Origin of the sequence: Mycolicibacterium sediminis (assembly GCF_010731735.1) — a bacterium.
Taxonomy (GTDB): domain Bacteria; phylum Actinomycetota; class Actinomycetes; order Mycobacteriales; family Mycobacteriaceae; genus Mycobacterium; species Mycobacterium sediminis.
In genome coordinates this window covers 511704-526343 of sequence record NZ_AP022588.1, presented here as the reverse complement: position 1 = coordinate 526343, position 14640 = coordinate 511704, and the positions used below count along the sequence as shown (strand labels likewise).

Here is a 14640-nt window from a genome sequence, read left to right as displayed (position 1 = left end):
ATCCGGCGGCGCGGATGCTCGGCAGCGTGCGCTCGGCGTGGGTGAAGCGGCGGGCGTCAGCGTACGGAGGACGCCATATCGATTTGCCGGAACTGCAGACGTCGACGTATGCGCGACATGATGAATCGCCGGTCCGGTTCGCTCGGGACCCGACGACCACGAAAAGCGAGTTGAATCGCGACTGATCTCACGTGAGCGCATCGAGTTAGGCAGCCCTAACGACGAGCGGTTTCAGCGGACTATGGCCTGAATGGCCCGTCTGACGGCTCAACGGCAAGAACGAAAGTAGTTGATTTCGAAAGTAACTGCATCCAGTAGTTCCCCGGACTGCGCCATTCTGTGCGAGCTGGTGATACGTTGCTGACGCAAATGTCAATTCCAGGTGATCGGTTAACTCACATGCATAAGCGCAGCGTCTCCGTCCAATCCCGAACCGGTCACCCCTCGTCCGCGAGGCGAGCCAGTCCAGTCGCGGCCCTCGCGGCGATGGTCGGCGGGGCCGGCCTGGTGTTGGCAACACCGGTTGCACTCACGGTTCTAGCTGCCGCTCCGGCGCAGGCCGATCCCATCAACGATCTCTTCTCGAACTTCTTCGGCACGGCTCAGCAGGCTGGGTCAGCTGGATCGTGCGGGCTGGTGTGCAACGGCGCCGATGGCACTGCAGCCAATCCGAACGGTCAAAACGGCGGATTCTTTGGGGGCAACGGCGGCAAGGGCTACACCTCCAGCGCGGCGGGACAAGCCGGCGGCAACGGTGGGAGCACCGGCTTCCTTGCGTTCTTCGGCAATGGGGGCAACGGCGGCAATGGTGCGAACGGCGCACTCGGGATCGCTGGCGGCGTCGGCGGCCAGGGTGGCAGCACGGGCTTGTTCACGTTCTTCGGCACCGGCGGCAACGGCGGCGCGGGCGGTAACGGCTACACCGGCAGGGACGGCGTCAACCGGACTCCGTACTCGCAGCCACTGCCCGGGCAGCCCAACGGCGGAACCATCGATGGCGACGGAGTGGTGGTAGGCGCCAACGGCGGTAACGGTCGGGATGCCAAGCCCGGAACCGACGACTCCGGAGCCAACGGTGGGGATGGCGAAGATGCCTACGCTTCGGTAGGTCTGAACGATCCTGTTCCACCGGCATTGTCCGCGACAGGCGGTAACGGCGGTGCCGGCGGCAAGGGTGACGGCGGCGGCGCGGGGGGCGCCGGCGGCGAAGGAGGAGTGGCCGCCACCAGTAGCCCGACCCTCATACCCGGCCTGGCGCAGGGCGGGAATGGCGGTCCCGGTGGTGTCGGCGGTGACGCCGGTGGCGCTGGCGGCCCCGGCGGCGACGGCGGCTACGCGTACGGGCGGACTGGCTTGCCAGGCAGCGCCGGTGTGGGCGGTACGGGCGGGACCGGCGCGAACGGTGAGAGCGGCACCGACGGCGGTGCTGGCGGTGCGGGCGGCAGCGGCGGCCCCTTCGGAGCAGGCGGAGCTGGCGGTGCGGGCGGCATCGGCGGGGCGGTGGCGACGGCGCCCAAGGCGGCGTCGGCGGCGCGGGTGGAGGCGGTGGCGCCGCCCCTCAGAACCCGGTGCCGGCGTATGCGCCCGGCGCTCAGGGCGGTGCGGGCGGTACCGGAGGTGCCGGCGGCAATGCCGGCAAGGGTGGTGCCGCGGGCACCGGCGGAACCGCACTTTTCGGTAGCACCGGCGCCAACGGCGCGACCGGCAGCAACGGCACACCGGGCAGCGGCGGCAAGGGCGGCACCGGCGGCGGCGGCGGTGCGTCTGCATTGGGTGTGTCAACGAGCAAGGCCGGCAGCCCGGGCACCGCCGGAAGTCCCGGTAGTGCACCCGCGACCGGCGGTCTCACAGGCGGCAGTGGCGGTACGGGAGGCGCAGGCGGCGCCGGTGGCCCGACGCCCTAGTCGAACGGGGTTCTGAAGCCTCTCGTCCCGAGCCGCAGCGCCGCGTCTAGCTGGGCGTGAGCTACCGCCATCGTCGCCTCAATGGCGCGAATGGCTGTTGGTGGTGGGTACGTGACGTACCCACCACCGCTGCGGCGCGGGGCGCTGCGGTGGCGGGTCATCGACATGGTGGGGCCATGAACCCACGAATGGCCGTTCGCGCATGGCCAACCGTAGGGAGCTACTGCTAGACGCCGAGCGGGCCGGCAGCACAGGCAGCGGGTGCGAGAAGCTGCGGCGACGCTGGTTCACGCCGCCCGGGCGGGCGGTCAGCCGAGGGTCAGGACGTCGGTCGAGGCGTGCGCCTCGTCCGCGTGATCCCGCGTCGCGTGCCGCGACATCGCCTTGGAGAGCGCAGCCACCGAGGTGAGTTCCAGGGCGCCGATGACGAGGAGAGGCCAGACGGCTCCCGCCAGGAAGCTGAGCACCAGTGTCTGAGCCCAGGGAAGTTGGTGATCACCCAGATGACGTGCGGCTACGAAGGCAGCGATGGCAGTGATCAGCCACACTCCCAGATAGGCCACCGCCCACGTCGCGATCACGCCGATACCCCTCATCGCTCATTGTCGTTGACGTCAATGTAGCGCGGTTTGCCGCAAGCAAACGTCATTTGGCGAAGCCCGGGCGGAGGGCCGGGTCGGTCGTCGAGGCGCTCGCTACCCGGAGGGTGTTAGCCGACGGCGACCACGCCCCGCGGAAGTGTGAGAGGCAGATCGGCGTAGGTGGCGATGCCTGGCGGTGCCGCGACGACGGCGGAGATCGCGTTGATGGCGGGCATGGCGGTCATGATGTGGCCGAGCACCATGAACTCCTCGAGGGTGGTCGCCTCGAAGTCCGGCGGGGGCAGGAAGCTGATGACGTTCTTCACCGTCGGCCTGCCGTCGACCTGGAGCACCCACCCGTCCTGCTCGATCTTCCAGTCGGGCTCCAGCGTCTGGCCCTTGCGCCACTTCAGGTTGCACTCGACGATCGTCTTGCCTGCAACGATGCCCTTCCAGCTGGCGTGGACGCCGGCCACGCAGCCTGCTGGGATCGTCCACGAACCGAGATCGAGGTCCTCGGTGGTCTGCGCGAACTCGCTGTCACAGCGGACCTCGTCGAGTTCGACGCCGAGCGCGTCGCCGATCAACCGGACCGCCTCTCCGAAGACCCCGGTGCCCTGTGCGGCCATCGCCTGCAGATCCGGACTGTCGATCGGCTGGCCGAATCCGACGGGCTTCTCGGTGGCGGGAGAGTCGTAGAACGTTGTGTCCGCGGCTTCGTTGATCGTGACCCGGTCGACGCGGTCGCAGATGCTCGCCGCCAGGATTGCCAGCAAGTTGATGTAGCCGGGGCTGATGCCCGACCCGAACATGGTGGATCCGCCGCGTGCGCAGGCCTCGGCGATGCGGTCACGCCCGGAGCCCTGGTTGTGACCGGTGATGAACGACGCGGTCGCGACGACGTTCACGCCGGCGGACAGGATCGTGACGAGTTCGTCGACGTCGATCCACATGGGGTTGTAGACGACGCAGTCGGGCTTGAGCGCGAGGAGTGCGTCGACGTCGTTCGTGGCGGCGACGCCGAGGGGACCGATGCCCGCCAGTTCGCCCGCATCCCGGCCGACCTTCTCGGGCGACCAGGCGTAGACGCCGACCAGTTCGAGGCCGGCATTGTTGGCGATGGCAGCGACCGAACTCTTGCCGACGTTGCCCGTCGTCCACTGGACGACCCGTAGAGGTGAGGTGTTTGGCACTCGCTCAGCATAAGGATGCGGCACGGGTGGTCGTCCCGGAATCGGAAAGATCTACGGACCCGAGACCAGCGTCGCCTTGCCGTTGAGCTGGCGGCCGGCCCGGTCGACCCAGACGAGGTCGACCACGTCGCCGGCGTAGTGCCGGTCGAGCACATCGGTCAGCTTGGTGGCCGAACCGACCTGCTCGCCATCGATGCTCACCAGCACGTCCCCGTCGAGCAGTCCAGCGGCCTCCGCCGGTCCACCGCGGATGACCTCGCGGATGATGACGCCGGGCACGCTCTCCTCCTGATCGGCGGTGCTGACGCCGACGCCGAGGAGCGTCGGCGGACCGATGTGAATCCCGTCCGACCGTGCGCCGGCCCGGATCTGCGCCGCGATTCCCAGAGCGTCCTTGATGGGGATCGCGAAGCCGGCGCCGCCGGGCCCCATGCGGAAGTTGACCGTGGCGGCCGTCGTCACGCCGACCACCTGTCCGGCGGAGTTGACCAGCGGGCCGCCGGAGTCTCCCGGTCGCACGGGTGCCGCGAACTCGATGAGTCCCGTCATCTGCTCGAAGCTGCCGGTGAGTTCGTCCTTGGCGCTGATGGTCCGGCCGAAACCGGTGACCGTGCCCGCCTCGTTGGTGAGCGGGCTGCCACTGCCGCGCGCGTTGCCGAGCGCGACGACCGGTTCGCCGGTGGCGAGCGCCGACGAATCGCCGATGGGGGCAGCCGGGAGTCCGCCCGCACCGCGCAACTGCAGTACGGCGATGTCCTTGGAGCGGCTGTAACCGATCAGGTCGGCCGGGTAGGGCCTACCGGCGACCATGGCCGTCACGGTGTCGGCGCCGCCGACAACGTGGAAGTTGGTCAGCACGGCACCGTTCGGGTCGATGACGACTCCCGTGCCACTGCCGATGGCCTGCTGGTAGTTGATCGTGGTGTCGATCCGGACGACCGCCGGCTCGACGGAGGCGATCGCAGACGTGAGGTCTGCCGGTTCGGCCTGCGCCGGCGCGGGCACGGCGATCGAGATCGTCGATGCCATCGCAGCCGCGAGGACGATCCGCGATCGGTAAAGGAACCTAGCCATGCGCCGCCTTCACCTCAGTGGAATCCGTCCCTCGTGTCTTGGAGACGGCCAGCTGACGGCGAAACGTGCCCAGCTGTTCAGTCGTCGAGGGCTACCCCGCCGCGTGAGCGACGAAACAGCCGTGACGAGGACTTTCCTGCCGGACGACGGTTGCGCAGCTTCCCGTTCTCCTCGGAGTCATTCTCCTCGGAGTCTTTGTCGTCGGCGGTTTCCTCGGCGTTACCGTCTGAGACGGTCGTCACCTCATCCGAAGCAGCAGTCACATCGGACGCAGGTTCGGTCTCGTCGGCGGTGGCGGTCTGGCTGGCGTGCACGGTCTCGGTGGTGGTCTCGTCGACCGCAACCCCGTCCGCCTCGATGACCTCGACCGTATCCGCTGCATCGACCTGCGACTCGTCGGCGTCGTCGGTCTCGGTCTCGGTCGCCTTGCCGCGTCCGCGACGACGGGTCTGGGTCGACGACTTCAGCGGCTTGGGCGGCGGCGGCGGAAGCTCGGCGGCGAACGCGAGGTAGAAGGCGAACGCGCCCAGCAGGGCCACCGCGGCGGCCGCGCCGTAGATGCCGAACAGCCACTGGCCGACGTCGTCGAGGTTCAGCCAGATCTCACTGACCGCGGTCCCCACGATCAGGACGCCGGCCAGCACGTGCAGCCCGATCGACGCCGTCCGAAGGTTCAACGCCAACTGCGGGGTGCCGTACTCGGGCTTGCGGGTCCGTAGCCAGGTGAACACCACGGGCAGCGCGGCCAGGGCGACCAGGAGCCCGCACACGATCCGCATCGAGGTGCCGAGCGTAGTGGACCAGTCGCCCAGCAGCTCGAACCACCGCGGCAGAACGAAGAAGAAGTAGAGACCACCAGCGATGAGCAGGAACGATGCGTGCCACAGGATCGCGATCCAGCGCCGCATACTCCTCCTCGAGTTCGGTGATGTGCGGGGGCCGAGGGGCGACCGGACTGACGTTCACCGGTCGCACCTCGGACCCGACTGCGGAGGATAGGGGATTTGAACCCCTGAGGGCTATTAACCCAACCCGCGTTCCAGGCGAGCGCCATAGGCCACTAGGCGAATCCTCCGCGGGCAATGGTAGCGGACCCGGCTGCGTCCCCATACCGGCCGGAGGATCGACCGCTCACTCCTGCGCGCCGACCCGCGCCTTTTCTGCCCGCCGGAATATCCCCGGGTCGCTCCGCTCCTGCCCGCCGGAACCCGCGTACTACACTCGACTCGGACCCCGCGCGGCGTCCATCCTGTGAACTCCCCCAGGGCCGGAAGGCAGCAAGGGTCAATGGGCTCTGGCGGGTGCGCGGGGTCCCCTATTTTTTCAGGGCTAGATCGCGAAAGGCGCGCCGTGTCCTTTGAGTCCCTCGGCCGGGACGACCTGCAGGCACAGCACGACCTGCAGCGTCGCAACTACGATGACCTGCAGGCCAAACGGCTCAGCCTCGATCTGACCCGCGGCAAGCCCTCTCCGGCGCAACTCGACCTCGCCAACGACCTGCTGTCGCTGCCCGGTTCCGGGAAGGACGCCTACCGCGACGGCGACGGGACCGACACCCGTAACTACGGCGGCCTGCACGGCCTGCCCGAGCTGCGTGCGATCTTCGGCGAGCTGCTGGGCATCCCCGTGCCGAACCTCATCGCAGGCAACAACGCGAGCCTCGAGATGATGCACGACATCATCGTGTTCTCGCTGCTGCACGGCGGCGTCGACTCGCCTCGCCCGTGGCGCGACGAACCCGTCGTCAAGTTCCTCTGCCCGTCGCCCGGCTACGACCGCCACTTCGCCATCACCGAGAGCTACGGCATCGAGATGATCCCGGTGACGATGCACGAGGACGGCCCCGACGTCGACTCCATCGAAGAACTCGTCGCGCAGGATCCCGCGATCAAGGGCATGTGGTGCGTGCCGATGTACTCCAATCCCACCGGGACCACCTACTCCTGGGAGGTCGTCCGTCGGCTGGTCCAGATGGAGACCGCCGCAACGGACTTCCGGCTGTTCTGGGACAACGCGTACGCCGTGCACACGCTCACCCACGAGTTCCTCCGTCAGGTCGACGTCCTGGGCCTGGCCAACGCCGCCGGGCATCCGCACCGGCCACTGGTGTTCGCGTCCACCTCGAAGATCACCTTCGCCGGTGCCGGCGTCAGCTTCTTCGGTGGGTCGCTGGGCAACATCGCCTGGTATCTGCAGCATGCGGCGAAGAAGACCATTGGCCCGGACAAGCTCAACCATCTCCGTCACCTCCGCTTCTTCGGTGACGCGGACGGGGTGCGACTGCAGATGCAGCGGCATCAGCAACTCCTGGCGCCGAAGTTCGCCCTGGTGGCCGAACTGCTCGAGGACAGGTTGGGCGAGTCGAAGATCGCCTCGTGGACGGAACCCAAGGGCGGGTACTTCGTCAGCCTCGACGTGCTTCCCGGCACGGCCAAGCGGACGGTGTCCCTGGCCAAGGACGCGGGCATCGCCCTCACCGAGGCGGGCGCATCGTTCCCGTACCGGAAAGACCCCGAGGACAAGAACATTCGCATCGCGCCGACCTTCCCGTCGCTACCCGATCTGCGCGAGGCGATCGACGGCCTGGCCACCTGCGCGCTGCTGGCGGCCACCGAGTCGTTGCTCGCACGCGACTAGTCAGTCGCCGGGGCGGCATCGTCGGCGCGACTCGGTAACCTGACCCCCGTGGCTCTCTACCGCAAGTACCGACCTTCGTCGCTCGCCGAGGTCGTCGGGCAGGAACACGTCACCGAGCCACTGTCGAACGCGCTGACTGCGGGACGCATCAACCACGCCTACCTGTTCTCCGGGCCTCGCGGCTGCGGCAAGACGTCGTCCGCCCGCATCATGGCCCGCTCGCTGAACTGCGAGAAGGGGCCGACGCCCACGCCCTGCGGAGTCTGCGGGTCCTGCGTGGCCCTTGCACCCAACGGGCCGGGCAACCTCGACGTCACCGAATTGGACGCCGCCAGCCACAACGGCGTCGACGACGCCCGCGAACTGCGCGATCGCGCCTTCTACGCGCCCGCAGAGTCGCGGTACCGCATCTTCATCATCGACGAGGCGCACATGGTGACGCCGCAGGCCTTCAACGCCCTGCTGAAGATCGTCGAGGAGCCGCCGGACCACCTCATCTTCGTGTTCGCGACCACCGAGCCGGAGAAGGTCCTCACGACCATCCGGTCCCGGACGCATCACTACCCGTTCCGGCTGCTGGCTCCGAAGACCATGCGCGGCCTCGTCGAGAAGATCTGCGCCCAGGAGGACGTGGTCGTCGACGACGCCGTGTACCCCCTGGTGATCAGGGCCGGCGGCGGCTCGCCACGCGACACCCTGTCGGTGCTCGACCAACTCCTCGCCGGCGCCCGCGGCAATCGCGTCGACTACGCGAGCGCACTCTCGCTGCTCGGTGCCACCGACATGGCGCTCATCGACGAGGCCGTCGACGCGCTGGCCGCCGGCGACGCCGCCGCGCTGTTCGGTGCCGTCGAAGCGGTGATCGACGCCGGGCACGATCCCCGACGGTTCGCCACCGATCTCCTCGACCGCTTCCGTGACCTGATCATCCTGCAGGCCGTGCCGGATGCCGCGGCGCGCGGCGTGGTCGACGCCCCCGCCGACGCGCTCGAGCGCATGCGCAGCCAGGCCGACCGGCTCGGCGCGGCGACGCTGGCCCGCTACGCCGAGGTGGTGCACGCCGGGCTCGGCGAGATGCGAGGCGCGACGGCGCCGAGACTGCTCCTCGAGGTGGTCTGCGCGCGACTGCTGCTCCCCTCCGCCAGCGACACGGAATCCGCTCTGCTGCAACGCATCGAACGCCTCGAGATGAGGCTCGACGTGTCCATTCCCGCGGGCGAGGCCGCCCAGTCCGGGGCCACGTCGGCACCCGCGCCCTCCAAGCAGTTCGCCCGCCGGAGTCAGGTCGAGCCCGCCGCACCCGAATCCGCGCCCGCAGCCGCGCCACCACCCGCCGCCGCGATTCCGCCGCTGCCACCCGTCCCGGTCCCCGTCTCGCAGGTCGCCGCCGCGCCGGCGCCCGCCGAACCGGTCGCGGCCCCGCCGCCGCGGCCCGAACCCGTCGAGCGGCCCGCGCCGGTGGAACGCCCCGCCCCCGTGGAGCGAGCCCCCGAACCGGCCGTGCGCCCCGTGGAGCGAGCCCCCGAGCCGACTCCGCCCGTCGAGCGTCCGCGCGTCGACCCGGCCCCGCCTTCCCGGCCGGAGCCCGTGGCACCCGCAGCGGCGCACGTGCCCGCCGCAGGCCAGCCGGACGCCGCCACCGTCCGCAGTCTGTGGACCACGGTGCGGGAGAAGGTGCGCGAACGCAGGCGACCCACCGACGTCATGCTCGACGGGGCGATCGTCGTCGCCGTCGAGAAGGACACGCTGGTGCTGAGCCACGTCTCGGGTCCGCTGGCCAAGCGACTCAACGAGCAGCGCAACGTCGAGATCATCCGCGACGCACTCAAGGACGCACTCGGCGTGAACTGGAACATCCGTTGCGAGGCGGGCACTCCCGTCGGCAATCCGGATCCGCGGGCGCAGCGGGCAGGGGACGTTCCCATGGCGCCGCCACCCGACGTCGAAGACGAGGAGAGCATGCTCGCCGAGGCGCAGCGGGAGGACCCGGCGCCCCGGCGCGACCCCGAGGAGGTCGCACTCGAGCTACTGCAGAACGAGCTGGGCGCCCGTCCCATCGAGAACCGCTAGGCGGTCCACCACGGCCGCAGCGGCAGACCGCCGTCGCCGCCCTTCTCATCGACCTTGACGGCCAGGATCTGGTGCAACTGAATGACGTTCACCTCGAAGCCCAGTCGGGAGCCGGCCATGTACAGGCCCCAGACCTTCGCGGTGGGCAGTCCGACCTCCGCGACCGCGGCGTCCCAGTTCTCGACCAGGTTGCGGCACCAGTCGCGGAGCGTCATCGCGTAGTGGTGGCGCAGGTTCTCCTCGTGCACCACCTCGAGTCCGGCGTCCTGTGCCTCGGTGATGAGACGGCCCGAGCCGGTCAGCTCGCCGTCCGGGAACACGTACCGGTCGATGAACCCCTTGGCGGCAGCCCCCGAGCGGTTGTCGGGGCGGGTGATGCTGTGGTTGAGGAGCAGCCCGCCCGTCCGTAGCCGGGACTTCAGGAACGTGAAGTACGACGGGTAGTTGCCAACCCCGATGTGCTCGGTCAGGCCGATGGAGGACACCGCGTCGAACCCGCTCTCGCGGACGTCGCGGTAGTCGCAGTGCCGGACCTCCGCCAGCGCGGACAGTCCCTGCTCGGCGATCGCCTTCTGTGCCCATTCGGCCTGCTGCTTGGACAGCGTCACGCCGATGACGTTGACGCCCTGCCGTGCGGCGTAGCGGACCATGCCGCCCCAGCCGCATCCGACGTCGAGCAACCTGTCACCTGGCTGGAGGCGCAGCTTCTCGAACACCAGGCGGTACTTGTTCTCCTGCGCCTCTTCTAGTGAGGTGTCGGCGTCCGAATAGCACGCGCACGTGTACGTCATCGACGGACCGAGGACCATCTCGTAGAACGCGTTCGAGACGTCGTAGTGGTGTTCGATGGCATCGGCGTCGCGAGACTTGCTGTGCCGCAACCCTTCCGCGATCCGACGCCAGCGTGGCACGGTCTCCTGCGGCGGCGGCGCGATCGGCTTCAAATGCTCGAAGCCGATGGACCGCACGACGTTGGCGAGCACCCGGGGCGAGGGCCGCTTGAAGTTCAGCTTGTCGGCCAGCGTGACGAGCAGGTCGTAGGGATCTCCGGGATGGGCGCCCAGCATCTCGACGTCGCCGGACACGTAGGCGCGGACCAGGCCGAGTTCACCCGGAGCGGTGGCGATGTAGGTGGTGCCTCGCGGTGTCAGCAGGTCGATGCTGATCGCCGCACCGTCCGGCCCTGCCGAGCTGCCGTCATAGGCCGTGAACTTCACCGGCAGGTCGTCGCCCGCCATGATCTCGAGGATCTCGGCGAGGGTGAGCTTGCCGGTCCCCGCCCCGAGTCGATCCTTATAGGTCGTCATCCGGTTCCTTTGGTCATCGCGTCCGTGCTCATCGTCGCTGCACCGCCTTGGCGTACAGATCCAAGAGCCGCGAGTCGGGATCGTAGGCCTTCTTGACGGTCCTGTACCTCTCCCCGCCGTACAGCACGTCAAACTCCTCTTTCGAGTAGTAGGCGTCCGAGTAAAGCGACTTGTGCCCCTCGAGGTCGCTGACCGCGCGTTCGATCAGCTTGTTGGTGTGCCCCTCGTCGGGCCCGACCGGGACCGAGGACCAGAAGCCGATGTTGACGTAGGTGTGGTGCGGGCGGATGGGGTAGAGCGGCCATCCGGCGTCGTCACGCAACCGCAACGGGCACAACCAGATCGGCTCGATCGGCACGTTCGCGAGGAACCAGTCGAGGAATTCGACCGTCCGGCCGATGGGTACCTCGACGTCCTGGACGACCCGCTCGCGTATGGGTCTGCCGTTGCGCTTCTCGATGCGGTCGGCGATGCCGAACCGCTGGTCGTATCCGATGAGCTTCCAGTAGAACGCGCTGCGTCGGTAGCGCCGCGGCCACAGTCGGCGGATCGTCGGGTTCTGCGCGCCGAATGCCCTTGAGCACCAGAACCAGTCGGTGTCCCACCGCCACAGGTAGTCGTGGATGGTGAGCCGGTCGTGCGTGACGCCGGAGTCGTGCTGGATCGAGCGGTAGTAGACGTCCTGGCCGGTGTAGTCGCTGACCGGTCCCGTTGTGCCGGTGCGGAACCCGAGGGTGAGGTAGCTCTCGTCGGCGCTGAACACGACGCCGTCCAGGTAGTCGACGGGGGTGCCGTCGATGGCGCCCGTCTCGACGATGCCGTCCATCGTCGCCACCATCTCGACGAGCGAGGAGAACCGGAGGTGACGCAGCGCGACGAACGGCCGGACCTCCTCCAGTTCGATCTTCAGTCGCACCGAGTACCCCAACGTTCCATAGGAATTCGGGAACGCGCGGAACAGATCGGAGTTCTGCTCCCGCGACGCCGTCACGATCTCGCCGGTGCCCGTGAGGACGTCCATCTCGAGGACCGACTCGTGGGGCAGTCCGTTGCGGAACGACGCCGACTCGATGCCGAGTCCCGTCACCGCGCCGCCGAGGGTGATGGTCTTCAGCTGGGGCACGACCAGCGGGCACAGGCCGTACGGCAGGGTCGCGGCCACCAGGTCCTCGTAGGTGCACATCCCGGCCACGTCCGCGGTGCGGGCGCCGGGATCCACCGAGATGACCCCGGTCAGCCCCGACGTGTCGAGGCCCTTGACGGTCGCCTTGGCGCGGGCTCGGAAGAGATTCGACGTCGACTTGGCCAGCCTGACCGTCGCGTCGCGAGGGATGGCCCGGTAGCTCTTGAGCAGTCTCTCCACGCCTCGTGCGTGGGCCGACTGCGCGTCGATCGATGCAACAGTCACGGATATACGCTAGTCCCCGGTGGCACCCGATGCGACCGCACCAGGCCGGGACACCCGGTCCGACACCGAATCGACGAGGAGTCTTCACCGATGGGACAGGTCAGCGCGTCCAGCACCGTCTTGATCAACGCACAGCCGGATGCCGTGTTCGCTGCGGTCGCCGACTACCGGACCGTGCGGCCGAAGATCCTGTCCTCGCACTACAGCGGCTACCAGGTCCTCGAGGGCGGACAGGGCGCCGGGACGGTCGCCGCGTGGAAGCTGCAGGCCACGAAGTCGCGCAGCCGCGACGTCAAGGCGACCGTCGACGTCGCAGGTCACGCCGTCATCGAGAAGGACGCCAACTCGACCATGGTCACCAACTACACCGTGGCGCCGGCGGGAACCGGATCGACCGTGACCGTGAAGACGTCGTGGCAGGGCGCAGGTGGCATCGGCGGATTCTTCGAGAAGACCTTCGCGCCGCTCGGGCTGCGCAAGATCCAGGCCGAGGTGCTCGAGAACCTCAAGTCCGAACTCGAGAAGAACTAGATCGTTCGCTGCGGGCGTGTCGCCAGGAACCCGGCGATCCCGCGGACGACGGCTTCGGCGTACTTCTGCCGGCCGTCGGGGCTCTCGATCAACGCCGTGTCGGCGGGGTTCTTCATGTTGCCCAGCTCCACCAGGACCGACGGATACTGCGCGAGGTTGAGCCCGGCGATGTCCGACCGCGGGAGCAGCCCGCCCTGGCCGATGTAGGTGGCGGGCACGAGACCGGAGGCCTGCAGCTGGTCGCGCATGACGCGGGCGAACTGCACCGACGGTCCGGCCTGCGCGTCGTTGAGCGGCGGGGCGGAGTAGTTGACGTGGAAGCCGCGGCCGGTCGCAGGACCGCCGTCGGCGTGGATCGAGACGATCGCGTCGGGCTTGAGGGCGTTCGCCATCGCGGCGCGTTCGTCGACGCACGGACCGAGCCCGGTGTCGTCGCCTCGGGACATCGCGGTCCGCACGCCCAGCGCCGTCAGCTGCTGACGGATGCGCAGCGTCGTCTCCCACGTGAAACTGTGCTCTGGGTAGCCGTCGCCGGCCGACGTGCCGCTGGCCTGGCAGTCCTTCGTGCCGCCGCGGCCGGTGGGGACCTGGCGGCTGATCGATGCATCGTTGGACCCGTTGTGGCCGGGATCGAGGAAGACGATCATCCCGGCGATGTTCGAGGGCGCCGCGGTGGCGACGGGTGTGGCGACGAGCGACGCGGCGGCGAGGACGCTGGCCGCCAGGGCGGTCAACGCGCGGGTCCGCCCGGCGGCTCTGCCCGGCTCGGGGTCGACGGGTCTGCCGCGCGTGGACGCGGTCGCTCCGACACGCAGGCAGGCTGGGGCACGCACGCCGTCACGCTAGCCCGGCGGGCGACTACGCTTGAACCCCAAACGGCCTCGTGCGGCCATGCGCAACCAAGTCGAGACCAATACGCGACACCCTCGACTCCAAGACCCGCCGAAACCACCAGCGTGAGGGGACCAGCCATGCAACCCGGCCAACAGCCCGACATGTCAGCACTTCTGGCGCAGGCACAGCAGGTTCAGCAGCAGCTGATGGAGGCCCAGGAGTCGCTCGCCAACACCGAGGTCCACGGGCAGGGCGGCGGCGGTCTGGTCCAGGTCACGATGAAGGGCAGCGGCGAGGTCATCGGTGTCGCCATCGATCCCAAGGTCGTCGACCCCGATGACGTCGAGACCCTGCAGGACCTGGTGGTCGGCGCCATCAAGGACGCCTCGCAGCAGGTGACCCTGATGGCGCAGAGCAAGCTCGGCCCGCTCGCCGGCGGTCTCGGCGGCCTCGGTCTGCCGGGGGCCTGACACCTTGACCCGTCATGTTTGAGGGGCCCGTCCAGGACCTGATCGACGAGCTGGGCAAGCTGCCCGGTATCGGTCCGAAGAGCGCCCAACGCATCGCCTTCCACCTGCTGTCGGTGGAGCCGCCCGACATCGACCGCCTCACCGCCGTGCTCGCCCGCGTACGCGAGGGCGTGACCTTCTGCTCGGTGTGCGGCAACGTCTCGGACAACGAGCGCTGCCGGATCTGCAGCGATCCGCGTCGTGACGCCGCCCTGATCTGCGTGGTCGAGGAGCCGAAGGACGTGCAGGCCGTCGAGCGGACCAGGGAGTTCCGCGGGCGTTACCACGTTCTCGGTGGCGCGCTCGATCCGCTCTCGGGCATCGGACCCGATCAGCTGCGGATTCGTGAGCTGCTCAATCGCATAGGCGAGCGGGTCGATGGCGTCGACGTCGGCGAGGTCATCATCGCCACCGACCCCAACACCGAGGGCGAGGCGACCGCCACGTACCTGGTGCGCATGCTTCGCGACATCCCCGGTCTGAGCGTCACCAGGATCGCCTCCGGACTGCCGATGGGCGGCGACCTCGAGTTCGCCGACGAACTGACGCTCGGGAGGGCGTTGGCCGGTCGTCGGGCGATGGCCTAGTTTGG

The 14640-nt window shown here is 68.8% G+C and carries 13 protein-coding genes, 1 tRNA gene and 1 other RNA gene; 7 read left to right on the top strand and 8 right to left on the bottom strand.

Going from position 1 to position 14640, the window contains the following annotated elements; translation table 11 throughout:
• Positions 1-510 precede the first annotated feature (510 nt).
• On the top strand, positions 511-1920 hold the full coding sequence (locus G6N64_RS30445; RefSeq protein WP_163795480.1) for a PGRS repeat-containing protein: 1410 nt from the start codon (positions 511-513) through the stop codon (positions 1918-1920).
• Between the two features lie 292 nt (positions 1921-2212).
• Here the strand turns inward: G6N64_RS30445 and G6N64_RS02630 are convergent, their stop codons facing one another.
• From G6N64_RS02630 to G6N64_RS02610, 5 genes are all read right to left on the bottom strand, one after another.
• The gene (locus G6N64_RS02630; protein ID WP_163795479.1) at positions 2213-2485 is read right to left on the bottom strand and encodes a hypothetical protein; all 273 of its coding nucleotides are present in this window, start codon (positions 2483-2485) and stop codon (positions 2213-2215) included.
• Positions 2486-2613: 128 nt separating this feature from the next.
• On the bottom strand, positions 2614-3678 hold the full coding sequence (locus G6N64_RS02625; protein ID WP_163795478.1) for an NAD(P)H-dependent amine dehydrogenase family protein: 1065 nt from the start codon (positions 3676-3678) through the stop codon (positions 2614-2616).
• Between the two features lie 51 nt (positions 3679-3729).
• A complete protein-coding gene (locus G6N64_RS02620) occupies positions 3730-4752 on the bottom strand; it encodes a S1C family serine protease (protein ID WP_163795477.1) in 1023 nt (340 codons plus the stop codon).
• A 77-nt stretch (positions 4753-4829) separates the two neighbouring features.
• Positions 4830-5660, bottom strand: a complete 831-nt coding sequence (gene lucA, locus G6N64_RS02615; RefSeq protein ID WP_163795476.1) for a lipid uptake coordinator LucA — start codon at positions 5658-5660, stop codon at positions 4830-4832.
• A gap of 81 nt (positions 5661-5741) precedes the next feature.
• A tRNA-Ser gene (locus G6N64_RS02610) sits at positions 5742-5827 on the bottom strand.
• 149 nt (positions 5828-5976) lie between these two features.
• Between G6N64_RS02610 and ffs the strand changes: the two genes are divergently transcribed.
• From ffs to G6N64_RS02595, 3 genes are all read left to right on the top strand, one after another.
• An RNA gene (gene ffs / locus G6N64_RS02605) (signal recognition particle sRNA small type) lies at positions 5977-6073 on the top strand.
• A 29-nt stretch (positions 6074-6102) separates the two neighbouring features.
• Complete coding sequence (locus G6N64_RS02600) at positions 6103-7389, top strand: aspartate aminotransferase type Ic (protein WP_163795475.1); 1287 nt, start codon at positions 6103-6105, stop codon at positions 7387-7389.
• A gap of 48 nt (positions 7390-7437) precedes the next feature.
• Positions 7438-9459, top strand: a complete 2022-nt coding sequence (locus G6N64_RS02595; protein ID WP_163795474.1) for a DNA polymerase III subunits gamma/tau — start codon at positions 7438-7440, stop codon at positions 9457-9459.
• Here G6N64_RS02595 and G6N64_RS02590 read toward each other — a convergent pair.
• Together G6N64_RS02590 and G6N64_RS02585 are read right to left on the bottom strand one after the other, a co-directional pair.
• A complete protein-coding gene (locus tag G6N64_RS02590) occupies positions 9456-10766 on the bottom strand; it encodes a class I SAM-dependent methyltransferase (protein WP_163795473.1) in 1311 nt (436 codons plus the stop codon). The genes G6N64_RS02595 and G6N64_RS02590 overlap by 4 nt on opposite strands.
• Positions 10767-10794: 28 nt before the next feature.
• Positions 10795-12174, bottom strand: coding sequence for an FAD-binding oxidoreductase (locus tag G6N64_RS02585; RefSeq protein ID WP_163795472.1), 1380 nt, complete (start codon positions 12172-12174; stop codon positions 10795-10797).
• Positions 12175-12264: 90 nt separating this feature from the next.
• Between G6N64_RS02585 and G6N64_RS02580 the strand changes: the two genes are divergently transcribed.
• Positions 12265-12705, top strand: coding sequence for an SRPBCC family protein (locus tag G6N64_RS02580; protein ID WP_163795471.1), 441 nt, complete (start codon positions 12265-12267; stop codon positions 12703-12705).
• On the opposite strand, the gene G6N64_RS02575 is transcribed toward G6N64_RS02580, so the two are convergent.
• On the bottom strand, positions 12702-13439 hold the full coding sequence (locus G6N64_RS02575; protein WP_163801385.1) for an Rv3717 family N-acetylmuramoyl-L-alanine amidase: 738 nt from the start codon (positions 13437-13439) through the stop codon (positions 12702-12704). The genes G6N64_RS02580 and G6N64_RS02575 overlap by 4 nt on opposite strands.
• A gap of 237 nt (positions 13440-13676) precedes the next feature.
• Between G6N64_RS02575 and G6N64_RS02570 the strand changes: the two genes are divergently transcribed.
• Entirely contained in the window at positions 13677-14009 is a 333-nt protein-coding gene (locus G6N64_RS02570; RefSeq protein ID WP_163795470.1) for a YbaB/EbfC family nucleoid-associated protein, read from the top strand.
• 14 nt (positions 14010-14023) lie between these two features.
• Complete coding sequence (recR, locus tag G6N64_RS02565; RefSeq protein ID WP_163795469.1) at positions 14024-14635, top strand: recombination mediator RecR; 612 nt, start codon at positions 14024-14026, stop codon at positions 14633-14635.
• Positions 14636-14640 lie beyond the last annotated feature (5 nt).